At 49.1% G+C, this 21,965-nt stretch carries 19 protein-coding genes; 9 read left to right on the forward strand and 10 right to left on the reverse strand.

Annotated features, from left to right (window positions below; genetic code table 11):
• Positions 1 to 13: 13 nt before the first annotated feature.
• From HALTITAN_RS09545 to HALTITAN_RS09560, 4 genes are all read right to left on the reverse strand, one after another.
• Positions 14 to 586, reverse strand: a complete 573-nt coding sequence (locus HALTITAN_RS09545) for a hypothetical protein (protein WP_009286970.1) — start codon at positions 584 to 586, stop codon at positions 14 to 16.
• 163 nt (positions 587 to 749) lie between these two features.
• Positions 750 to 2,876 (reverse strand): hypothetical protein, encoded by a 2,127-nt coding sequence (locus HALTITAN_RS09550; RefSeq protein ID WP_201764684.1) that lies wholly within the window; start codon positions 2,874 to 2,876, stop codon positions 750 to 752.
• Between the two features lie 104 nt (positions 2,877 to 2,980).
• Positions 2,981 to 4,483: a hypothetical protein gene (locus HALTITAN_RS09555; RefSeq protein ID WP_152419257.1), complete on the reverse strand. Its 1,503-nt coding sequence runs from the start codon at positions 4,481 to 4,483 to the stop codon at positions 2,981 to 2,983.
• Positions 4,458 to 5,198: a hypothetical protein gene (locus HALTITAN_RS09560; protein WP_039859084.1), complete on the reverse strand. Its 741-nt coding sequence runs from the start codon at positions 5,196 to 5,198 to the stop codon at positions 4,458 to 4,460. The genes HALTITAN_RS09555 and HALTITAN_RS09560 overlap by 26 nt, the downstream gene beginning before the upstream one ends.
• A gap of 168 nt (positions 5,199 to 5,366) precedes the next feature.
• On the opposite strand from HALTITAN_RS09560, the gene HALTITAN_RS09565 reads away from it, so the two are divergent.
• Positions 5,367 to 6,410 (forward strand): IS110 family RNA-guided transposase, encoded by a 1,044-nt coding sequence (locus HALTITAN_RS09565; RefSeq protein WP_039859219.1) that lies wholly within the window; start codon positions 5,367 to 5,369, stop codon positions 6,408 to 6,410.
• A gap of 469 nt (positions 6,411 to 6,879) precedes the next feature.
• Here the strand turns inward: HALTITAN_RS09565 and HALTITAN_RS09570 are convergent, their stop codons facing one another.
• Positions 6,880 to 7,539 carry a hypothetical protein gene (locus tag HALTITAN_RS09570; protein WP_039859086.1) on the reverse strand — a complete coding sequence of 220 codons (660 nt, stop codon included), beginning with the start codon at positions 7,537 to 7,539 and terminating at the stop codon, positions 6,880 to 6,882.
• A 68-nt stretch (positions 7,540 to 7,607) separates the two neighbouring features.
• A complete protein-coding gene (locus HALTITAN_RS25125; protein ID WP_085947151.1) occupies positions 7,608 to 8,099 on the reverse strand; it encodes a DUF2695 domain-containing protein in 492 nt (163 codons plus the stop codon).
• A gap of 830 nt (positions 8,100 to 8,929) precedes the next feature.
• On the opposite strand from HALTITAN_RS25125, the gene HALTITAN_RS26340 reads away from it, so the two are divergent.
• Positions 8,930 to 9,142: a phage integrase N-terminal SAM-like domain-containing protein gene (locus tag HALTITAN_RS26340; RefSeq protein ID WP_411572201.1), complete on the forward strand. Its 213-nt coding sequence runs from the start codon at positions 8,930 to 8,932 to the stop codon at positions 9,140 to 9,142.
• A gap of 480 nt (positions 9,143 to 9,622) precedes the next feature.
• A complete protein-coding gene (locus tag HALTITAN_RS09585) occupies positions 9,623 to 10,936 on the forward strand; it encodes a hypothetical protein (RefSeq protein ID WP_039859090.1) in 1,314 nt (437 codons plus the stop codon).
• Positions 10,937 to 10,940: 4 nt separating this feature from the next.
• Here the strand turns inward: HALTITAN_RS09585 and HALTITAN_RS09590 are convergent, their stop codons facing one another.
• On the reverse strand, positions 10,941 to 11,462 hold the full coding sequence (locus HALTITAN_RS09590) for a zinc ribbon-containing protein (protein WP_009286975.1): 522 nt from the start codon (positions 11,460 to 11,462) through the stop codon (positions 10,941 to 10,943).
• A 161-nt stretch (positions 11,463 to 11,623) separates the two neighbouring features.
• Between HALTITAN_RS09590 and leuS the strand changes: the two genes are divergently transcribed.
• The 6 genes from leuS to HALTITAN_RS09620 all read left to right on the forward strand — a co-directional run bounded on the left by leuS (position 11,624) and on the right by HALTITAN_RS09620 (position 18,695).
• Entirely contained in the window at positions 11,624 to 14,209 is a 2,586-nt protein-coding gene (gene leuS, locus HALTITAN_RS09595; RefSeq protein WP_009286976.1) for a leucine--tRNA ligase, read from the forward strand.
• Positions 14,206 to 14,700, forward strand: a complete 495-nt coding sequence (locus tag HALTITAN_RS09600; protein ID WP_009286977.1) for an LPS-assembly lipoprotein LptE — start codon at positions 14,206 to 14,208, stop codon at positions 14,698 to 14,700. Before leuS ends, HALTITAN_RS09600 begins: the two co-directional genes overlap by 4 nt.
• Positions 14,697 to 15,764, forward strand: a complete 1,068-nt coding sequence (holA, locus tag HALTITAN_RS09605; RefSeq protein ID WP_009286978.1) for a DNA polymerase III subunit delta — start codon at positions 14,697 to 14,699, stop codon at positions 15,762 to 15,764. Before HALTITAN_RS09600 ends, holA begins: the two co-directional genes overlap by 4 nt.
• A gap of 86 nt (positions 15,765 to 15,850) precedes the next feature.
• A complete protein-coding gene (locus HALTITAN_RS09610; RefSeq protein WP_009286979.1) occupies positions 15,851 to 16,249 on the forward strand; it encodes a PA2779 family protein in 399 nt (132 codons plus the stop codon).
• A gap of 13 nt (positions 16,250 to 16,262) precedes the next feature.
• Positions 16,263 to 17,201, forward strand: a complete 939-nt coding sequence (locus HALTITAN_RS09615; RefSeq protein ID WP_009286980.1) for a PA2778 family cysteine peptidase — start codon at positions 16,263 to 16,265, stop codon at positions 17,199 to 17,201.
• A 255-nt stretch (positions 17,202 to 17,456) separates the two neighbouring features.
• Positions 17,457 to 18,695: a GGDEF domain-containing protein gene (locus HALTITAN_RS09620; RefSeq protein ID WP_009286981.1), complete on the forward strand. Its 1,239-nt coding sequence runs from the start codon at positions 17,457 to 17,459 to the stop codon at positions 18,693 to 18,695.
• Positions 18,696 to 18,758: 63 nt separating this feature from the next.
• Here the strand turns inward: HALTITAN_RS09620 and sthA are convergent, their stop codons facing one another.
• The 3 genes from sthA to nqrF all read right to left on the reverse strand — a co-directional run bounded on the left by sthA (position 18,759) and on the right by nqrF (position 21,930).
• Positions 18,759 to 20,150: a Si-specific NAD(P)(+) transhydrogenase gene (gene sthA / locus HALTITAN_RS09625; protein WP_009286982.1), complete on the reverse strand. Its 1,392-nt coding sequence runs from the start codon at positions 20,148 to 20,150 to the stop codon at positions 18,759 to 18,761.
• A 60-nt stretch (positions 20,151 to 20,210) separates the two neighbouring features.
• Positions 20,211 to 20,465, reverse strand: a complete 255-nt coding sequence (gene nqrM, locus HALTITAN_RS09630; protein ID WP_022523176.1) for a (Na+)-NQR maturation NqrM — start codon at positions 20,463 to 20,465, stop codon at positions 20,211 to 20,213.
• A 232-nt stretch (positions 20,466 to 20,697) separates the two neighbouring features.
• Positions 20,698 to 21,930, reverse strand: a complete 1,233-nt coding sequence (gene nqrF / locus HALTITAN_RS09635) for an NADH:ubiquinone reductase (Na(+)-transporting) subunit F (protein ID WP_009286983.1) — start codon at positions 21,928 to 21,930, stop codon at positions 20,698 to 20,700.
• Between the last annotated feature and the right edge of the window lie 35 nt (positions 21,931 to 21,965).

Below are 21,965 nucleotides of genomic sequence, written 5' to 3' on the forward strand. Positions count from 1 at the left end.
GTCCATGTCCGAGTTAATTTGCATTGTTATGTAATTCTTCATGCAGTGAATCATATTTTGCATAGATATGATTTGCCAGATGATATTGAAACTCAACTATTTCATCCTCATCATGATCCCATGGAGTAGCAGCCATAACCTCAAGCTCATGCACTTTATCAATTAGGTCTTTATCTGCATATTGAGGGTTCAACTCAATTATTGATTTTATTTTATCACTGGGAAATTGTGTATCACATTCAATTGATACTGATTCGCCTTTGTCCGATATCGCTTTAAAAAATGACATAAATTTTGCCTTGTAATGTTTCTTGTCATTGAACTCACTAAATGCATGGGCAAATCTTTGGCGGAATCTTGGGTAACCTATTGAGCTATATGTTACAAATCTTGTATTAGTCAGCTCTACTCTAAGTGGGGCATATATCTTATTGTATGAATCACTCTTTCTTTGAAATGCAATATTTGCCTCCGATGAAATCCGGCCTTTTTTAAAGCTCCTTTTATAAAAGGCATAGACTGAAGCCAATATTGCAAGCACAGCCGCAATCCCTCCAGCAATAGTTGCTGCATCAGTCAATTTCACTACATCTCCATTTTTTAAATAACGCCTCGCTCACAGGCACATGCTGCGGAGGGCGTTTTTGTGTATGATTGAGCGCCAGCGAAAGACACAAAAATGATCGGAGTAGTATGTGTCCTTGTGGAGCGAATTGTTATGCCAATTTCTAATGAGTGATATAGTAGATCTATAAAGACCTTTTGATTTCATGCGGAGATCTTATAACAACTCGCTCCGGGTTACCTAACTGAAGATATTTTAAACATTCTGGAAGAACCAACTCCTCATCAATAATTCTTTGTACTTCTTCAGGACTAATATTAGTTTCATTAGAGATTAAAGAAACAATTTCAGAATGAAAATTTTCGCTTACTGGGTCGATCATCATTCCGCACCTAGGAATAAGATTATATTTTTTATCTGATTCAATCACCCCTTTTTCTATCAAAAAATCAATCAATTCAGTATAGAATGTCCTTCTGATCATACCTGACATAAACGAAGACCATCGAAGGCTTTTTTTCTCTTTATTGATAACAATTGGTAAGAATTCTTTCAGCCTTATCATCAAGCGAACAATAAAAGTAGAAGCCTCCTTGCTCAAAATAGGCAAAGCGCTTGCAAGGACTGTTTTTGCCCCGCCAGACAAAAATCCGTTAGCTACAGAGAAATGATTTCTATCTATAGGGCTTGTGTCACAAGAACTAAGCACCACAATAGGTGGGATTTTGGCATCTTGAACTAGATCATAGACAGAAACTGCTTCATTTTTTAAATGAATAAGACCCTCGCCACTTTCTTGATGACCACCGTGAAGATCAAATACAACCATTGGGCTACAGGAGTCGTTTAAAACTGAAACCAATTCTCTGTAAGTAGAAGGTCTAGTCAGTTTCGCTCTTACATCAAAAACACTTTGGCTCCCAAGAGCTGCCAGCTTGCCATTATTAAAAGACTCAAGCTTAGAAAAAAGATGATCTTTTATTAAATCTTCATCTTTGAAAGAGCTAATTACTAAAACATCACTAAACCCTTCCATATCAATAAATATATTTCTAGAATCTATCAGCAACTTGGTTGTTATCCAGCCTGGCGAAACAGGTAAACGACTGACATTATGCGCCAGCATAATAGGAAGCCCATTATGAGAAGACCACTCAATGGGCAAGTTCGATACTATTTTAACTTCTGAAGGTCGGCTTTCATTCAAGTACTCGAATGAGCCTGATGTCTTTTTATTAATAAAATCTCTAAATTTTTTGAATTTATTTTTTAAGCTTTTTTGATTATCACTTCTATCATTAATGCCAATATCTTTAAGAAAACCATACAAGTCGCTATTAGATATATTAATCTTGGCACTTGGAATCAGGCTAGAGCATGAATACAAACCAATTAATGTTTCCACAAGCAACCTTTCGCTGTATGCTTCATTAAAATATTTCGTTTTTTCAGTCCCTTCGTAAAATCCATTTCGCAAAATCAACTTAATCGCCTTTTCTAGCGACCTGGGATCCTCAACTCCTGTGTTCTGTAAAGAATTCTGAGAATATTCATTTTTATTTATTTGAAAGTCAAGATTAGCAGAGAAGTCCGATAAGACTATCTGAATTGCTGGTAGCGCTAAATTCAGTTTAAAATTTTCAGCAATATTATTTCTAATATAATTAATTAGGTTTATTGTCTGGAAAACATCTTCGTCATTACACTCATATCTAAACACCTCATAACTCGCATTTAGTTTTGCAGACTTTAGAACTAATATATTGGCTTCGGTAGATATTGACCTATTCAGATCGCAATCAGTTTCTATATACTCATTAGAGTTATCGTTAAAGTAGCTTGCTTTTAATTCTGATACAATATTCATTTCCTCTAAATTAAATCTAGGAGAAAGCTTATTCAGATAGGAAAGCAAAACACCTTTCTCAAGATCTTTCAAGCAAACACAATCTATATCATCTATCCCACCCAAAGAGCCAGAGACGTAAATTGCTTCAGGAAAATCTATGTCTTGAAAAACTCGACCATCCAAAAATACAACTTTTATTGCAGCCTCTACCTCTTCTACTTCAGAAAGGTCGCCACAAAATACTACTCTGTAACCATCAAAAAAACCTGTCATCCTATGCTGTATTAAAACTTCTTTTTTGCAAAAAAACTCACATAGATCTTTAGGTAATTCAGCAATTTTTCTAAAAATATCAATTTTCTTTAACAAGCTTGACGGATAATTATTAAAGTAAGTAAAGCTATCATCTTTTTTATCTATCATTACGATGTACGCAATACTTAAAAAATTATTTTGATTCACTCTCAAACTCTTACTCCATTACAATGATTACAAGCCCGAGGAATAACGCTGTTTTGGAGCACTGCGGAAAAACAGTCCGGCAACATGCGCTTGTTATACGATCTTCACAGGCCAATTTGATTTTCAATATATGACTGAAGAACACCTGTAGTCACATCACCAATTTTACTGCCAGCCGAAATCAAAAAACCTTTCAGCCGATGTTTTGCTGTCATTCTATCTTCAGTTTTTGCACTTTCATCAGAAAGCTCATGCACTGACGATGCAAGAATTGCCTTATCTTTACCGGCATATTGGTCAATAATTTCTAGTAACTTCTTTGCATCAGTTCCTAAATGCTGATCCCCTATGATTTGTTGCGCAACAACACCATTTACAGCCTCAATTATTTGGGGATTAATATTAACTGTTAAATTATTATTTGGCGTAGGCTGTACTTTCATATCGATGGTTAGCGCGGAAGAAACACCTCCAGCAGAAGGCACGCTAGCTTCAACAATTCTTCCAATAACCTCCCAGTCATGATCAGTTCTAACATATTCGGAAAGCTCACTTTCTAAACCATGCCTAATGGCAAGAATTTTCCTTTCCCTTTCTTGCTTGATATCTATATGTAATCTTCTAGCTTCTTTGCTGTACCGCTCTACGAGGTTAATTATCTCAGTCTTGTTTAGATCTTTAGATTCCAATAAAGCCTGAGCGGCTTCTGGGTTTGAAACGCATGACTCCATAAAGCTTGAGAATTCATCAAATTTCTCAGGGAGCAAGTTTGGCTCAACGCCATCACCGCCAAAGAATTCGTATACAACTCCCTGGTTGGTTCTATATTGATCCTGCCTAACATTAAGACCGGATACTTTATGTAAATATTCTCTAAATAGCTGCAATAACTTTTCAGCCTCATTTACCCACATTCTTTCTGAAGGGACATAGATTCTAAAAATCAAGTTGCTTTCATTTTTATCTATGAATGAAGATGCTATCAGGATCATCTCCACATTTTTCTGATAAGGAATTATTGATATGTCATGTCGTTCAAAGAGCGAGAGCACCTCACCGACAATTTGGGAATCTGGCGGTTGAAATATATCATCATAATGAGATCTCAAAAATTGATAGTCTTCATCAAGCTCTGGGTCATAGTCGTTTAACTGCGCAATATACTCCCCATAATCATTACCTTTTTCTCCGGTAATTAGAGATTCATGAGAAAGAAACAAATTGGGTTTCGTAGATATAAGACCTAATAACTCTTCCCTCAAGTCCTTATATTCTTCATCAAACAAAATATAAAAGGATGTGTTAGTCAATTTAACGACCACTGAAGTGACTTCGAACTCACTAAAAATGTCTATGATTTTTTTCCAGTTCTCCAGACTAGATTCAAGCATCTTTCTTTTATACAGAGTTCCTACCGCTTTCAGCTTGGCAGTAACCCCTTCGCGATCAGCATTCCCCAAAAAGAGAACAATTTTTTGCTTTTCTAACATCTCATTTCCAATGTTTGGTGTGGCGTATTTTCGTATAACGCCGCAATTACGCGCTTGTCGCGTGCATTGCCTTGTTAAGCTTTGCTGCCAATTACCTAAAACACTTAAAAGATTCATCGAAGGCAATCCGTTCAGAGGCGTCTAGGATATTAGAAAGTCCTTCAATAGTTCTATTGCAAATCTTCTCTGCGCAATAGTATAGCTCTTGATTCTCATCCTTCCTGAAAAGATGGAAGTACTTCTTTAATGCATCATTTATCTGAAAATTTAATCGTTCTACTGTATGAGGCATAAACCTCTTATTTTCAAACCCTGAAACCTCAATCAAGATAGCCTTTCTATGGATAATATCTCCACGATACTCATGAAGCTTAGTAAACCACTCACGGTGTTCCTTGGCTAGCAGAGAGCCGAAATCCTTTCCTGCATAAACATCATTGGTTTTGTTGACGAAGCCACTCCACTTCAAGGTCTGAAACTTTGGCCCGTATAGATACAAACCTAGATAATTTCCAAAGTAATCTGACAATGACCCCAGGTTGAATAGGAGATTATCAAAACAATAGCTTAGTTGGTTTATAGCGTTGAATGTGAGATCCAGCTGCTCTCCGGTATCTCCGTTATTCCCTTCGTACTTCTTTATATGTATATCTATAAATTGTCTAAGAATAGACATCTGCTGAAATGTGGCCCCGAGTCGATGCAGAACATAGTCCCGGCGCGTGGCGCACTCTTTAGAATGAGGGAACATTAGGTTCTGCCCGTACTTGTTTAGGGCAAGCTGAGAGTTATTCTTGAGCAGCTTTCTGTCAAATTCTCTAAACGTCTGCACGAATGCCTCTCGAAAAGCTTAACGCAAAGCGCACCGGTGGTCTTTACATAGCGAAGCGGCGTAAAGGGCATCCGTGTGACGCGCCTTGATACTCATTGAGCCTTCTCCCCCAGCTCAGCCTGTTTGGCTAAGCTGAAAAGGCGACCAAACCTAACAGGAGAAGACTCAATAAACTTTTACAATAGCACTCACCGTCACTACTGTGGAATTGATCTGCATGCCCGTAGCCTGTATGTCTGTATCTTGGATCAGCAGGGCGACACCCTTCTGCATAAAGAGATTCCAGCCAAACCAGAACCTTTGCTCCATCTGATCGAACCCTACCTGGACGAGCTGATCATCGGCGTCGAATGCATGCACTGCTGGTACTGGATCGCCGATTTCTGTGAAGACCAGGGCATTGCTTTCATTCTCGGTCATGCCCTTTATATGAAGGCCATTCATGGCGGTAAAACAAAGAATGACCGCGTGGATTCTTACAAGATTGCGGCGCTTATCCGCGGTGGCAACTTTCCCCTCGCGTATGCCTACCCTCGTCGCATGCGAGCAACACGGGATTTACTTCGTCGTCGCACTGGACTCGTTCGACACGGTGCGGATCTCAAAGCTCATGTGGTCAACACCACGAGTCAGTACAATCTGCCACCCAACAAGGTCAATTTGAAAAATGTCAGTGCCAGAGAGCAACTGGGCAGAACCTTTGATGACCCGCTCGTTCAGCGCAATATCGATTTAGATATGGCCGTTTTAGAGTGCTACCACCGGGAACTAAGCCAGGTGGAATGGCTATTGGAAAAGCAGGCTAAAAAGCATCAGCCGACCTACTACCACTTATTAACCACCATTCCCGGCGTTGGCCGTATTTTAGCGCTCACTATTCTGTATGAAGTCGGTGATATTCGGCGTTTTGAATCTGTCCAGAAGTTTGCCTCCTACTCCCGACTAATCAAGTGCAAAGCCGAATCGGCTGGTAAGACCTATGGCACCCAGGGCAACAAGATTGGTAATGCCCATCTGAAGTGGGCTTTTTCTGAGGCTGCGGTGCTTTATCTGCGCGGCAATCCAGGTGCACAAAAGCTGCTGCAACGCTTCCAGAAACGCATGAGTAAAGCCAAAGCTTTATCGGCTCTGGCCCACAAGCTGGGGCGTGCGGTCTATTTCATGTTAAAGAACGAAAAGGTGTTTGATGAACAACGCTTTTTAACGAGTTAGTCACGCAGCAGGATGATGATCAATGTCTAACTGGATCATCACGGAGTGTGCTGAAACCGGGTGTCTGCTGACTGATTTTTATATCTAAAACCCGACGTCTACACCCAACTAGAAGCCCGTCGCTTTGATTATCCATCCTGCTGGCGTGCACCAATACCCTGAGCGAGTGGGCTTACACCGGCGCTGAACCTGAAACTAACTGGGACTATAAAGTAACCCGCTTTTTGAATAGGACAGATGCTGGTTAACCGATGAATGTCTAGTGCCCCAGACCCACCTGCAAGGAGCAACCCGGTTTGGCAGTGGTGAACCACCACGTTAGAGAGCCTCAATAGGTGTTTGCTGTAAGCCACCAACCGCCAACGATGACAGATGAAGTAGGATCACTGGCTCAGGGACTTGATATTGACCGCTTACGCGGCCAATAAAAAATACTGCGGCTTATTGACAGGCAGAAGGCTCATAGGTGTTATGAATTTTCCACGGAAATCCCTGCACGATTTAAATACTCATCCACGTTATCCAAGGTATCGTGTATTTTTGCGACCTTGTAGGCGAAAGGGCTAATCGTCATTGTCGTCAGGTCAGGCGGAGGAAGGTCCACCCTCGCTCCATCTACCGACACAAGTATGAACCTATCAAGGAATGCTCCATCGTAATAAAGCTCATACCAGTACCCTGTGGCTCTTTTGTCTGGAAAACCATTTGCCCATTGTTCCTTGAAATCTTCGCACTGAATTCCGTCATCTATAAATTTCGCCCTGAATCGAAGTCGGGGATCTTCTCTCAAAAACCGTTCGCTGGCCCAATCTCTGGAAATGCCATGCCAATCATCTTTCGGATGAGTTGTAGGTATAAAGTCTAGGATTTCTTCAAAAGTCATTTCTCGAACAGGCTTGCGCTCAGGTAGAAAATACTCTGCGATCGAAGGGCTGGCCAAGAAAAGTGAACTTAACAGTCCGAAGACGAAAGCTATGGGCTCAATATCAAAGCCTGCGATCCAGAACCCTCCAGCAATAAGAGCAAAGCAGAAAAATAAGCCGCCTATAACCCGCAATGCGTGCTTGTACCGTTTAATCCACAGCCAAAGAAACTTCAATTTCCAATTTACTCCCAGATTCTTATTCATAACGCCTCGCGCAGCGGGCAAATTGTAGCGACGAAGGAGCGGAAATTTGATCCGCCAGCCGCGGCTTATTATGTGTTTTTGCTGATCTCACTTTCCCAGCTCTCTTCTACGTTAGCCAATATCTCGCAATCACAGTTGCCTCCCTGCTCTTCGAGCCATGGAAGCACTTGGTTTGGATCGAGGCCTTTTTGGGATAGGAACAATTGGGTAGCCCTTGGAGAATGGTCGCACCCTTCTTGCTCAAGGGTCTCATCAAGGTAATCGAATAGTTCGCCAAGTACTGCAAGCGAAAGAGGCATATTCTCGATGGCTTCTTTGGTATCTTCGGCCACCATGGCTTCGACCAGTGCGGCCCTGCGCCTTTTCTCTTGCTTAGATGCCACGATCTCTCCTACACATAACGCCCCAAGCAGGGGAATATTTTTGCGTTTTGAGCGCAGCGAAGCAAAATATTTCCGCTGCCTTGGTTTGTTAACTGCCATTGCCAGAACCCACAGTTTCAGTTGCTGGTAATAGCTGGTGTGTGCTTTCAAAGCACCTGCCTCCAGGCCACCGAACATCAACTTGATCGTGCGGCATCTCAAAGGGCGGCTCGACGATTTGTCCGACACCTACACCGCGGCCCCAAGAGTCGAAGTCATTCGGCTGCCAAGTTATTGGGTTTTTCTTTACGTATTCCCCAACTTTGAATTCCATAAATCAGTCCGAATACTGGGTGCCAGTTAACGCCGCCAGCACGCGCGCCGCTGTTTGGCGTCGCTTGCCTGGCCTTGTTAGCAGCCCTCACCGGACTTGCGCGGCTTGCCGCACTGGCAAACCTGAACAGCAGCACGGCTGCTTATATTAAAAACTACACCAGCCAGCTGCGATACGGCGAGCCAACCGGAACCTGTAAAACTATTGAGCGAAGCCAAGAACGCTACCGCCTCCACCGTTTGCAGCAAACCCGCAAACTGGCGAACTTTACCTTTTGGCGCCGCTGCTAAGAAAACGAAACGCGAGCAATGCCGAACAAAACTACTGACTAAAACAGAAAAAACCCGAACACCTGCTAACAGGTATTAGACGGCGCGTCCTATGATTGGATGAACGTGCCAGCATGTTTACTTAGCAAATGTAGCCTACCTTTTCGTGCATAACCACATGATTTTAAATTAAATTAATATTAATTAGGCTCTAGTTGCAGAATTCGCATTCTTGCGCATTTTGCAAATCCCAATAACACTGTATGCATATATACCATCAGGAGATAGAAACCAAATGGATATGCAAAGCAGGCCTCCTAAACTAATGGATCGTGTGAAAGCTGTTATGCGGGTAAAACGCTATAGCCCGCGTACTTAAAAAAACATACTGTTACTGGATACGTTACTTCATTCGCTATCATGGGGTGCGACACCCTGCCAGTATGGGCCCTTCTGAAGTCCAAGCTTTTCTGGAGCACCTTGCCGGAGAACGATATGTGGCTGCAGCTACACAAAACCAAGCGCTTAATGCTTTAGTATTTCTGTATCGCCATATCCTTGATATGCCATTGGGTGATTTTGGTACCTTTTCACGAGCTAAACGCCCGCGTCGATTACCTGTCGAGCTTTCTCACTAAGAGGTTATGCACGTATTAAATCGAGTGTGTGGGCCTATGAATTTGATAGCCCCCCTGACCTGAGGAAGGAATTTGCCGGTGTGCGCTGCCCTTTAGGCTAATGAACTAAAACGAAACCACGCTACCGCCACGGCACACCTGGGTTACGTTAAAACGCTCCAGTTGGGACCGAGTCTGACTAATTAACCATACCTTATTCATAAATTTGGATTAGGTCACGTATCGATGAAAAAAAGTGTTTCCTCTCTGAGGGCAACGGCTCGTTAGTTGCGTGGATCTGGCATCGCTTCGCGATGCTCCCGCGGGTGCCTCATTTGCTCGTTCCTCGCAGATTCGTTACCACGCGCTACGAAATTTGGCTACGCAAGTAGTGGTGCCAGTTTTCCTCGCGCGTACAAATCCTCGTGCTTCATAACTCGTTGCCGCTGGCCTTCCTTTGCAAATCCGATTAGCCTGCTAATTCACTATTAAGGGTTTGGCATGCAAGAGACGACTCCTCGGCAGCGCTTGGCGGGCGTGCTGATTTTGCTTGGATTGATCGCACAAATTATCGGTTTTACCAGCTGGTTGAGCACTGCGCATGCGGTGAGCTATTTGCTGTGGGCGGCGGTTGTGTTGCTGTGGCGAGATATACCCCGTCGTTCTCGCATTCAGGCGGGCGTATTGATTGCGCTTGGTGTGGGAATGCTGCTGGTGGCGCAGTTTGTGTATGGTGCGGATGTCGATTGGCCCGCTATGTTGCAGGGCAACTCGTTTGTGGCGGCGATGCTGGTGGGCGTTAGTTTTATCTCGCTGATTGGTAAGCAAGGCAACAAGAGCGCGACAGGCAGCCGAGTGACTGGGGCGGGCGGTATTTTACGTACCTGGCTGGGGGTGCACTTTCTGGGCACGATTTTAAATCTGTCTACCGTATTTATGGTGGGCGATAAGCTGGCTCGGCGTGGGCCGCTCACTACGCCGCAGCTTTTGGCGCTTAACCGCGGGCTCTCCAGCGCAGCCTTATGGTCACCGTTTTTTGCCTCCATGGGTGTGGTGATCGCGCTGGTGCCCGACGTTGAGTACGCGCAAATTGCCGTGGTGGGCTTTCCCATGGCGATGCTGTCGGGGCTGTTAACCACGCTAGAGCTGCGGCGCCGGTTTGATCTCAGCGAGGTGGATGGCTACTCACTGGCGCCCCGTAGCTTGTTGATGCCGGTGGGCATGGCGGCGTTGGTGATGCTGTTTCACTTTGTGCTCACCCCTGCCCTGACCATTGTCAGCATTATCACCTTTCTGCTGCCTAGCGTTGCGCTGCTAAGTAACCTGCACCATGGGCCCAAATTTACCCTGCGGCGGATTCGTCAGCACACCACCACGCGGTTACCCGCCATGCGCGGGGAGATTTCGCTGTTTTTGGCGGCGGGGTTATTAACCATTGGCCTTTCGACACTGGTAACCGCCGCGGCTGGCAGCGACTGGACATTGTTCACTCGCTTTGGTGCGCCCCAGGCGATGCTTAGCTTTGCGGGGATCACGTTGAGCGCACTGGCAGGCTTACATCCCATTATTGGCGTATCGGTGCTGGCGTCGATCCTCAATTTGCAGGGCGGCGAACAAACCGTGTTTGCGTTTGTGGCGTTAACCTCGTGGGCAGTGGGCACCAGCGTGGGCCCGCTTTCGGGGATCAACCTGTCACTGCAAGGTCGCTACGGGGTGAGCGGCTACCGCATGATGAAAAATAACCTGCTCTACGCGGCGGTCATGAGCCTGCTCTCGCTGGGGGCGATTGCAGGCGTCAGTTTACTGGTTACCTAATCGATCAGGTCTCAATGATTTTATTGGGAAAACGGTAGAAGTAGCGATGGCCACACTGATGGCAAGGCTCCAGGCGTGCAACGGTAGGCAGCATCACCTGAGCATCGCAGTGAGTGCAGGCCATTAGGCCAGGCGCTGCCATCTCACCTTCGCAGTAGTCGGCGCGGGCAGCTTCTAAATCTTCCTCGAAGCGCTCGCGTTCGACTACGCTGCGGTCAGCAATTGAAAGCAGCGACTCCGCCACGCGGCGCGAAAGGCCGTCAATGTCGATGCCCAGCCAGCTGGCTACCTGCTTGCCGGTGTCTGCCATGTAGTAGCGCATATCTTTCAGGTCACGCTCGACCCAGGCGCGCAGCAGGGCTAGCTCATCTTTGGTGTACTCTTCCAGCTCCGCTTCAAACTCGACCGCGTCGTCCAAATCCTTCTGCAAGTTTTCCCAGGTTAGCTCATTGGCGCCCCCCTGCATCCGCTCTAGCAAGCGCTCATAGCCTTCGCGCAGGCGATTGTCGTTCTGCTGTTCACTCATGGTGCCTCTCCTTTTGTCGACGCGTGCAGTTACCTATCATCGGCTTACCGTTCAAGGATACACCTGCATAGGATACAATCGACCTCACTTATCTGACAGATGTCATCTAACATTCACTTTGCGCCCCTTTTGGGCGAATACGCCAAGGCATTAATAAACCGATGGACGCACACTACAGCCCTCGTGATATCGAACGCGACGCCCAGCAGTACTGGGACAAACATCAGTGCTTCAAAGCCGTAGAGGACGCGAACCGCGAGAAGTTCTACTGCCTCTCCATGTTCCCCTACCCCAGCGGCAAGCTGCACATGGGCCACGTGCGTAACTACACTATCGGCGACGTTGTGTCCCGTTTCCAGCGCATGCAGGGTAAAAATGTCATGCAGCCCATGGGCTGGGACGCTTTCGGCATGCCCGCAGAAAACGCCGCCATTCAGAATCAGGTGCCGCCTGCCAAGTGGACTTACCAAAACATCGATTACATGCGCAATCAGTTGAAGGCATTGGGCTTTGCCTATGACTGGAGCCGCGAGTTCGCCACCTGCGATACCAGCTACTACCGCTGGGAGCAGTGGTTCTTCACCAAGCTGGTAGAAAAAGGCTTGGTGTATAAGAAGATGTCGACGGTTAACTGGGATCCGGTGGATCAAACCGTCCTCGCCAATGAGCAAGTTATCGAAGGCCGCGGCTGGCGCTCCGGTGCGCTGGTTGAGCGTAAAGAGATACCGCTGTGGTTCTTGAAGATTACCGACTACGCCGATGAGCTGCTGGCCGACCTGGATAAAGTCGAGTGGCCCGAGCAGGTCAAAACCATGCAGCGCAACTGGATTGGTAAATCCCGCGGTGTCGAGCTGACCTTTGATGTCAAAGGCGCTGATGGCCAAGCCAATGAGCCGCTGGCGGTTTATACCACTCGCCCGGATACGCTGCTGGGCGTTACTTATGTGGCGGTTGCAGCTGGCCACCCGCTGGCCAAGCAGGCGGCCGAGCAGAACAGCGAGCTAGCTGCATTTTGCGACGAGTGCGCCAGGGGTGGCACCTCCGAAGCAGAGATGGCCACCAAAGAGAAAAAAGGCATGCTCACCGGCCATAGGGCGGTTCACCCGCTAACCGGCGATGAAGTGCCCGTTTACGTGGCTAATTTCGTGCTGATGGAGTTTGGTACCGGTGCGGTGATGGCGGTACCCGGCCACGACCAGCGCGATTGGGAGTTTGCCACCAAGTACGGCATTGCCATCAAACCGGTCATCGCCGATGAAAGCGGCCAGCCTGCCGACGTTTCTGAGGCGGCCTACGCCGAATACGGCAAGCTGGTTAATTCAGGTCAGTTTGATGGCCTTGATTTTGAACAAGCCTTTGATGCCATTGCCGCCAAACTGGCTGAGCTTGATCGTGGCGAAGTCAAAACCAACTATCGCCTGCGCGATTGGGGCGTTGCCCGCCAACGCTACTGGGGCGCGCCGATTCCGGTTAAATACGGCCCGGAAGGTCAAACCGTTCCGCTCACCGATGACGAGCTGCCAGTCTCTTTGCCTATGGAAGTCACCGTAGATGCCTCGGGCTCGCCGCTGAAAAAGATGCCGGCGTTTTCTGACCTGGGCGATGGCTGGACGCGCGAAACCGACACCTTCGACACCTTTATGGAGTCGTCTTGGTACTACGCGCGCTTCTGCTGTGCGGATAACACCGAAGCAATGCTGGACGAGCGCGCCAACTACTGGCTGCCGGTTGACCTCTACATTGGCGGTATCGAGCACGCCATTCTGCACCTGCTGTATGCGCGTTTCTTCCACAAACTGATGCGTGACTTTGGCTTGGTGGATTCCGACGAGCCGTTCCAGCAGCTTCTGACCCAGGGCATGGTCATTGCGGAAACCTTCTACCGCTCCACTGATAACGGAGGCAAGCAGTGGTTTAACCCCGCTGACGTGGAAGTGAAGCGCGATGAGAAAGGCCGCCCGCTGAGCGCTATCCTTATGAGCGACGGCGAGCCGGTGGAAATGGGTGGCATCGAGAAGATGTCCAAGTCGAAAAACAACGGCGTTGATCCGCAGTCGATGATCGACAAGTTTGGTGCCGATACCGTACGCCTGTTTATGATGTTTGCCGCACCCCCCGAGCAGTCCCTGGAGTGGTCGGATTCAGGTGTAGAGGGCGCGCACCGCTTCTTGAAGCGCCTATGGCGTCAAGTCAATGAGCACTTGGCATCGGGCACGCCCGGCACGCTGGACGTCAATGCACTTAACGACGATCAAAAGGCGCTGCGCCGGAAAACCCACGAGACTATCAAGAAAGCCAGCGACGACATTGGCCGCCGCACCACTTTCAATACCGCCATTGCTGCGGTGATGGAGCTGTCCAACGCTATCGGTAAGTTCGACGATAGTTCCGAACTTGGCCTGGCGGTTAGCCGTGAAGCGCTGGAAGCCTGCGTATTGCTGCTCTCGCCGATTACGCCGCACCTGTGCCATAGTCTCTGGGAAGCGTTTGGCCATTCAGGCCCGGCCATTGAAGCAACCTGGCCGGTAGTAGATGAATCCGCCCTTACCCGCGACAGCATTGAGCTGGTGGTACAGGTCAACGGTAAACTGCGTGCTCGACTTGAAGTACCGGCAAGCGCAGATAAGGCGTCTATTGAAAAGCTGGCGATGGAGCATGAAAACGTTCAGCGCTTCCTCGTGGGCAACACCGTACGTAAAGTGATCGTAGTGCCCGGCAAACTGGTTAATATCGTGGTGAGTGGATGAACCGACGCACATTTTTAACCGCTAGCATCGCCGCCTCGGCGGCGGTGCTGCTCAGCGGCTGTGGGTTTCGGCTACGCGGCTCTGAATCGCTGCCTACGCTGCCCCCCCTTGCTTTAGAAGGCGACACCAACAGTGCCGTCGCTCAGCAGATCGCCTCACGTCTTCAGCAGTTAGGCACCCAGGTCGCCGCTGATGCGCCTTGGAGGGTCACGTTGGGCACGCCTGTTTTAACCGAGCGTCGACTCGGCGGTGATGGCAGAGCAAGCCGCGAGCACGAGCTAACGCTCAGCGCCAGACTCTCAGTTCAGGAGCGAGCATCGAATGCCTACCACATCAATAATGAAACGCTGTCGACAGATACCCGCATTCGCGTTAGCGATGACGACCTGCTTAACCGCGAAACGCTAATGATGGAAGCAGAACAGACGCTTGCACGCCAGTTGTCTCAGCAAATCATTGAGCGCCTTACTTACGTTGAGGGCATGCAGTGAAGGTATTTGCTGATCAGCTACCCGCTGCGTTAGCAAAAAAGCTACCCCGCGTAGTGATCGTAGCGGGGGATGAGCCCTTACAGCATCGCGACGCCTGCGATGCTGTAAGGGCCGCAGCTCGCCAGGGTGGTGTCGAGGAGCGTGAAGTACTCGATGTCGAGCCCAATTTTGCCTGGGGTCGCTTGATGGAAATGTCGAGCAACCTCTCGCTGTTTGCGACCAGCAAGCTACTGGAGTTGCGCTTAGGCAATCACAAGTTAGGGCAAGAAGGCAGCAAAGCGTTAGCGCAGTACGCCGAAACTCTGGATAACAGCGATGACGTTCTGCTCATTGGTATGGGCAAGCTTGATGCCAAGCAACAAAAAAGCGCTTGGTTCAAAGCGCTGGATAAACACGGCCTGTTTGTTCCCGTGTGGCCCGTGGATGCTTCCCGCTTAGGCTACTGGCTGCGGGATCGTGCTTCATTGCACGGTCTACAAATTGATCTGGAAGCCGCTCGCCTGCTGGGAGAGCGCACCGAAGGCAATCTTTTGGCCGCTGACCAAGAGTTGCAAAAGCTGGCGCTGATTCACCCCCAAGGTACGCGCTTGAACGTCGAGAGCATTGCCCAAGGAGTGGAGGACAGCACCCGCTTTGATGTCTTCAATTTGGCCGATGCCTGCCTGAAAGGCGAACCCAGCCGCGCTTCGCGCATTGTGAATGGCTTACGCAGTGAAGGCGTTGAGGCGCCTATCGTGCTGTGGGCGCTTAGCCGAGAGCTACGCACGCTGCTCTCGCTGCATCAGCACCTGGATCAAGGGCAGAGTTTTGAGCACGCCTGCAAAACCCAAAAGCCGATGATTTTTGATAAGCGCCGCCCCGCTTACCAGAAAGCCATTGGCCGCCTGCCCATGAAGCGCTTACATAAATTGCTATTAATGGCCCAGCGGCTCGACTTAGCCGTCAAGGGGGCAGCAGCGGTGCCACTATGGCCCGGCTTACACGATTTAGCCATGACCATGGCCGGGGGCCGCGGGCTGCTCTCAGAGTCGGCCTGGACCTATCGCATTAGTGCAAATAATTAGCACTTTGCATATTACGCTTAAAAATCAAACCATTTGTTTCTATACTCATTCCTTACCACCCCGACTAGTCTATAAGGAAGAAGACGATGAAAACATTGCGTGCTTACCTCTCTACCCTACTGATTGCAGCGCTGGTTATTACCAGCTTACCCGTTGCCGCTGCACCCACTGCGCCCCAATCAATGGATTTAGTCTCCACCCAATCTGTTTTGGCAGCTGACCGTGCTGGCGCTGATCGCGAACGGATTAACGAGATCCTAGCCCGCGCCGATGTGCAAGATCAGCTGGTAAAACAGGGTGTTGATCTGGACGAAGTCGAGGCTCGCGTTGCATCACTCAGTGATGCTGAAGCACAGCAAATGGCCGATCAGCTTGAGCAACTGCCAGCCGGTGCCGGCGTTGTAGGCGCTTTATTTGCCGTTTTCATTATTTTGCTGGTAACCGACATTCTCGGCCTAACCGACGTTTACCCGTTTACTCGCTAATACAAGGCCGCTCATGACCTACCTGTTTTCCAACGCCCGCTTTGCGGGCGTTTTTATTATGCTGCTACTGCTCAGCGGCTGTGCGCGTAATCCGGTATTACTGCAAAGCACCTATCAAGCCCTACCGCCCCATACAGAAATCACCAGCGTACCGTTTTACGCCCAAACGGAATTTCAGTGCGGCCCTGCCACGCTGGCAATGGTACTCAATCACCAGGGTGTCGACACCGACGTTGAGGAGCTGATTCCTCAAGTATTTCTGCCCGGACGCGATGGCAGTGTGCAGCCAGAAATGCTGGCAACGGTGAGACGGCATGAGCAGCTCGCGTTTCCTATTCGCGGCACCATGGACGCCCTATTAAACCATTTGGCAGCGGGCGACCCGGTGGTCGTTATGCAGAATTTGTCGCTGCCGATTTATCCAATGTGGCACTACGCTGTGGCCATTGGCTACGATTTGCCCAGTGAAACGCTTATTCTGCGCAGCGGCGAGATTGGGCGCCATACCATGTCGTTCAGCCGTTTCGATGCCACTTGGGCACGCACAGAGCGCTGGGGATTTGTGGTGGCCGAACCAGGTACATTGCCTACAGGTATTACTGCCCGCAATGCCCTAGAAGCGCTTAGCGCCTACGAAGAGGCTCACGGTCCACGCGCTACGCTTTCAAGCTGGCAAGCGTTTGTAAAACGCCACCCCACTAACGCTATGGGGCAGTTTGCGTTAGGCAATGCACTTTACGCAGATCAACAACCCGACAACGCACGCAAGGCGTTTGAACGGGCAACCGAGCTAGATGAAAAGATGGGGGCCGCATGGCTAAATCTGGGCCTTTTACTATTGCAAAACGATGCGCCTGACGCGGCTCGCGAAGCATTAACGCAAGCGGCTGCGCTTGAAGGGAGCTGGCAGGAAAAAGCGCGTTTAGCCTTGGACTCCTTAAATAACGATTAAATATCAACCAATTAAATAGATACTAATAATAACGAGCACAAGTATGATCCTACAATTAGTAAAGTTGTGGGATGGCAGAAATGGCGGGTGAGTGCTTAAGTTGCATAAGGATGAAGTCTTTAAGCTGTTCATTGGATTACCTAACCATTAACGGAGAGGTGCCATGCAGAACTGCCCTTTGCAACGGATGCACTGTTACGATGATTTCGTTTACTATTCTAACGTGCCTTCGCCAACTCAGCAGTTGGCGAAGGGGTGCACCACCACTGCCAGCTTGCTGATGCCCTCGTGATGTTGCGTCGCTTTCTTCGTCAGCCCGGTGGGCGCTTAGCATTCATTTTTGCCGTCATTCTTTGCGCTATGTCCGCAGTAATGGGCAGCTATGTTTACAGTGCGTGCCAAAAAGCTAGCGCCGATTACACCACGCTAGTGAGTGATATTGTTCTAGCCCAACAGGCCACACCTCAGTTACGGGCCGCATTAGAGGAAGGCAGCCGCCAGCCTAGCAGCGAACACATTAAATACATCGATTATTTTATTTCACTTTCCAAACAGCATTTAAATAATATACAGAGCAGTATTGAACGCCACCGATATCTCATCTCGGACGTTGAATACCTGCATAATCACTTCGGCGAGCTTAACAATCGCCTTTCAGACTTAACCCAGCAGTCACAGCAAGCCCAACAGCGCCCAGAGCTGATTGATCCGTTACAACGGGTTGCCATGGAGGTAGGCGGCGCTCAGGCTTGGCTATACAACCAGCTGCTAGAAGAAGTGCGCGACACCTCTGTTCAGCAACGTTTGGTGATGCAGCGACTCTCGATTGCGGTGAGTGCGCTATTGGTGTTAATGGTTAGCGCTGCAATTACACTCTGCCTAGCGGTTATTCATCTCCACCGTCAGCGCAACGTCATGCATCAGCTAATGCTAACCGATGAACTGACCGGGCTATATAACCGGCGCCATTTGGTCAATATAGCATCCGCTGCGCTTACCCAAGCCCAGCGCGATCGAGCACCGCTTAGCCTGCTGCTGTTAGATCTTGATCACTTCAAGCAAATTAATGATACCTACGGGCACCCAACCGGCGATGAGGTACTTCGCCAGATCAGTAAGCAGCTTCGCGAGCTTAGCCGTCCATCGGATACATTAGCGAGGATTGGTGGAGAGGAGTTTTGTTTATTGATGCCCAACACCGCTACCCATGATGCGCTTCAGGTAGCAGATCGGCTGCGCCGAGAGGTCGAAGTTAATACGCTGAGCGGTATAGAGCAGCAAGCCAACCCGACTATTAGCATCGGCGTGACGACGTGCCAAGTCGGCTCGCTGACGTTTGAGCAGCTTTATTCGTTTGCCGATAAAGCGCTCTATCAAGCTAAAGCACTGGGGCGCAACCGCGTTGAAAAACTGTTGCCCCCCACTGAGCCGTCACCTGATAATAAACCACAAGCTTACGGCCATACGCTTATTCGCGAATCCAGTGACTCTTAAACGTCTACGACAAAGGCAACTTCTCGGATTAGACGCCTGACAAAGCCCTCGCTAAAGCTGTGGCTAGAAAACCCGGTTTAAACCATTCTGCGCAGCCACCCGGTACGCTTCTGCCATGGTCGGGTAATTAAACGTGGTATTTACAAAGTACTTGAGCGTGTTGGCATCGCCCTCTTGCTGCATGATCGCTTGGCCGATATGCAAAATCTCAGACGCCTGGTCGCCAAAACAATGAATACCGAGTATTTCCAGGGTGTCTTGGTGGAACAGAATTTTAAGCATACCCACAGTATCACCGGTAATTTGTGCCCTGGCGGTATCTTTGAAGAAAGCTTTGCCTACTTCATAGGGCACTTTGGCTTCGGTAAGTTCACGCTCATTGGGGCCGAACGAGCTAATCTCAGGGATGGTGTAGATTCCGGTAGGTACATCACTCACAAAGCGATACTCTTTATCGAGCAACTCATTGCACGAGTTCAAGCCTTGGTCGTAAGCCGCGCTCGCCAAACTCGGCCAGCCAATTACATCGCCCGCTGCGTAGATATGGGAAACCGCAGTGCGGTAGTGCTCATCAACGCTTAGCTGACCACGCCCATTGGCGGTTAAGCCAATGTTCTCAAGGCCTAAGCTGTCGGTATTACCGGTTCGCCCATTGGCCCACAAAAAAGCATCAGCGCGAATTTTCTTGCCTGACTTGAGACGCACGACGACGCCTGACTCATCGCCCTCAACGCTCTCGTATTCTTCATTATGGCGAACCAGCACACCGTGCTTACGCAAATGGTAGGAGAGTGCATCGCTAATCTCATCGTCCAGGAACGACAGCAGGCTGTCACGGTTATTAATGAGATCAACTTTAACGCCCAAGCCCGAAAAGATTGATGCATATTCACAGCCAATCACCCCGGCGCCAAAAATCACCAGCGTGCGCGGGGTATGCGAGAGACTTAATATGGTGTCAGAGCAGTAAATACGCGGATGGCGGAAGTTAATATCCGCCGGGCGGTAAGGGCGAGAACCGGTGGCAATCACGATTTTCTTCGCCACCAGTTCTTCCATGCCTTCCTGGCGGTCACGCACCAACAAGGTGTGCTCATCTTTAAATCGGGCGACGCCATGAAACAGATCAATGCGGTTGCGCGCATAGAAGGTGGTACGCATCTCTACCTGTTTATCAATGGTACCCCTTGAGCGTTCCATCACTTTGGGGAAGGAGAACCAGCGCGGCTCACCAATATCGCGGAACATACGGTTGGTGTTGAACGCCATGATCTGTTTCACCTGATGGCGCAACGCTTTGGAAGGAATGGTACCCCAGTGAGTACAATTGCCACCTACCTGAACCTGCTTCTCAATAATCGCTACACGTTTGCCATGCTTTGCAGCGTTGATAGCAGCGCTTTCCCCTGCAGGCCCCGTACCGATCACCACAACATCGTAATTGTGAACCGCCATGCTCTCTGCGTCCCCTTGCTATTTTTGATCAATCATCCCGTTGCATACAACGCAGTCTTGTTAGCGACGTGTAGCGTCATAGCCTAAATCGGCACCACGGCTTTCATCGCTACGGCGGCGCACACCGCCGCGCTTGCGGTTCTCCTCTTCACAAACCTCATCTTTGCCACCGCAGATATCGCAGCCATCTTTCATGCCGATTTGATTCAAACCGCCGCAAGAACCGGCAATTGGTTTGCGGCCCATGATGACGCCCACGGCCATAGCACCCATAATCAGTGCCATAAAACCGAATACCAGTAGCCAAATAGTCATATCAACCTCCCCGCTTCACATTGCTTCGCTTTAAATTATTGGCCTTACCTGACGACAACAGTCGTCGTGATAAGTGCCTCACGGTCATTCATCATTAAAGTGATTATACCTTAGCCAAGCCCCTCTTATCAGCGCGGCGATAAGTCATTCCCTTCACAAGGTTATATAAACAAACGGGGCCAGCCCAAAAGGCCAGCCCCGCTTAACGCTACTATCGACTTACGCCGACCGTTTAGCCACCGAAATCATCCAACAGGATATTTTCCGGCTCAACACCCATATCAAGCAACAACTTGATAACCGAGGCGTTCATCATCGGCGGCCCACACATGTAGTACTCGCAATCTTCAGGTGCTGGGTGATCCTTCAGATAGTTTTCGTACAGCACGTTATGGATAAAGCCTGTCGGCCCTTCCCAATTATCTTCCGGCTGAGGATCAGATAGCGCCAGGTGCCACTCAAAGTTAGGGAACTCTTCGGCTAACTGGTCGTACTCTTCGTTGTAGAAGGTTTCACGCCAGGAGCGAGCACCGTACCAGAAGGTAATCTTGCGATCAGACTTCAAGCGCTTCAACTGATCGAAGATGTGACTACGCATCGGTGCCATACCTGCACCACCACCGATAAAGATCATCTCGGCGTCAGTGTCACGGGCAAAGAACTCACCGAACGGTCCCATTACGGTGACCTTATCGCCCTCTTTAAGGCTGAAGACGTAAGTCGACATCAAGCCAGGCGGATGGTCAGTGCCGGGAGGCGGCGTGGCAATACGGATGTTAAACTTGAGGATACCCTTCTCGTCTGGGTAGTTCGCCATGGAGTATGCGCGAATCACTTCCTCGTTGTTCTTGTGGGAAATTTTGAACATATCAAATTTTTCCCAATCACCCCGATACTCCTCGTCGATATCAAAATCAGAGAACTTGATATCGTAAGGCGGTGCAACGAGCTGTACATAGCCACCGGCGCGGAAGGCGACTTCTTCGCCCTCTGGCAGTTTCAGGTTTAACTCTTTGATAAAGGTGGCAACGTTGGGGTTGGCAATAACCTCACATTCCCACTTCTTCACCCCAAAGACTTCTTCAGGCACTTCGACTTTCATGTCCTGCTTCACAGGTACCTGACAAGAGAGGCGCCAGCCCTCTTTCTTCTCACGCATCGTGAAGTGCGACTCTTCAGTCGGCAGAATAGAGCCGCCGCCCTCTTCAACCCGACACTTACACTGGGCACAAGAACCACCGCCACCGCAGGCGGACGAGAGGAAAATGCCGTTAGCGGCAAGCGTGTTTAGCAGCTTACCACCGGCCTGGGTCTTCAAAGTGTGCTCAGGGTCGCCGTTGACCTCAATGGTCACGTCCCCGCTACTCACAAGCTTGCTGCGCGCTGCCAGAATGATCGCCGTCAAGCTAATAACGATGACCGTGAACATGACAACACCGAGCAAGATGACTGTTGTATCAACCATGTCGGTTTCCTATTGCTGGAGGTTTTCTATTACCC

This window comes from Vreelandella titanicae BH1 (assembly GCF_000336575.1).
GTDB lineage: Bacteria > Pseudomonadota > Gammaproteobacteria > Pseudomonadales > Halomonadaceae > Vreelandella > Vreelandella titanicae.

Excerpts from the sequence above, each read along its gene's own strand:
- HALTITAN_RS09555 (WP_152419257.1), bottom strand. The coding sequence starts at position 4,483 with ATGAATCTTTTAAGTGTTTTAGGTAATTGGCAGCAAAGCTTAACAAGG.
- HALTITAN_RS09570 (WP_039859086.1), bottom strand. The coding sequence starts at position 7,539 with ATGAATAAGAATCTGGGAGTAAATTGGAAATTGAAGTTTCTTTGGCTG.
- HALTITAN_RS25125 (WP_085947151.1), bottom strand. The coding sequence starts at position 8,099 with ATGTTCGGTGGCCTGGAGGCAGGTGCTTTGAAAGCACACACCAGCTAT.
- HALTITAN_RS09585 (WP_039859090.1), top strand. The coding sequence starts at position 9,623 with ATGCAAGAGACGACTCCTCGGCAGCGCTTGGCGGGCGTGCTGATTTTG.
- HALTITAN_RS09590 (WP_009286975.1), bottom strand. The coding sequence starts at position 11,462 with ATGAGTGAACAGCAGAACGACAATCGCCTGCGCGAAGGCTATGAGCGC.
- leuS (WP_009286976.1), top strand. The coding sequence starts at position 11,624 with ATGGACGCACACTACAGCCCTCGTGATATCGAACGCGACGCCCAGCAG.
- HALTITAN_RS09600 (WP_009286977.1), top strand. The coding sequence starts at position 14,206 with ATGAACCGACGCACATTTTTAACCGCTAGCATCGCCGCCTCGGCGGCG.
- HALTITAN_RS09610 (WP_009286979.1), top strand. The coding sequence starts at position 15,851 with ATGAAAACATTGCGTGCTTACCTCTCTACCCTACTGATTGCAGCGCTG.
- HALTITAN_RS09615 (WP_009286980.1), top strand. The coding sequence starts at position 16,263 with ATGACCTACCTGTTTTCCAACGCCCGCTTTGCGGGCGTTTTTATTATG.
- sthA (WP_009286982.1), bottom strand. The coding sequence starts at position 20,150 with ATGGCGGTTCACAATTACGATGTTGTGGTGATCGGTACGGGGCCTGCA.
- nqrM (WP_022523176.1), bottom strand. The coding sequence starts at position 20,465 with ATGACTATTTGGCTACTGGTATTCGGTTTTATGGCACTGATTATGGGT.
- nqrF (WP_009286983.1), bottom strand. The coding sequence starts at position 21,930 with ATGGTTGATACAACAGTCATCTTGCTCGGTGTTGTCATGTTCACGGTC.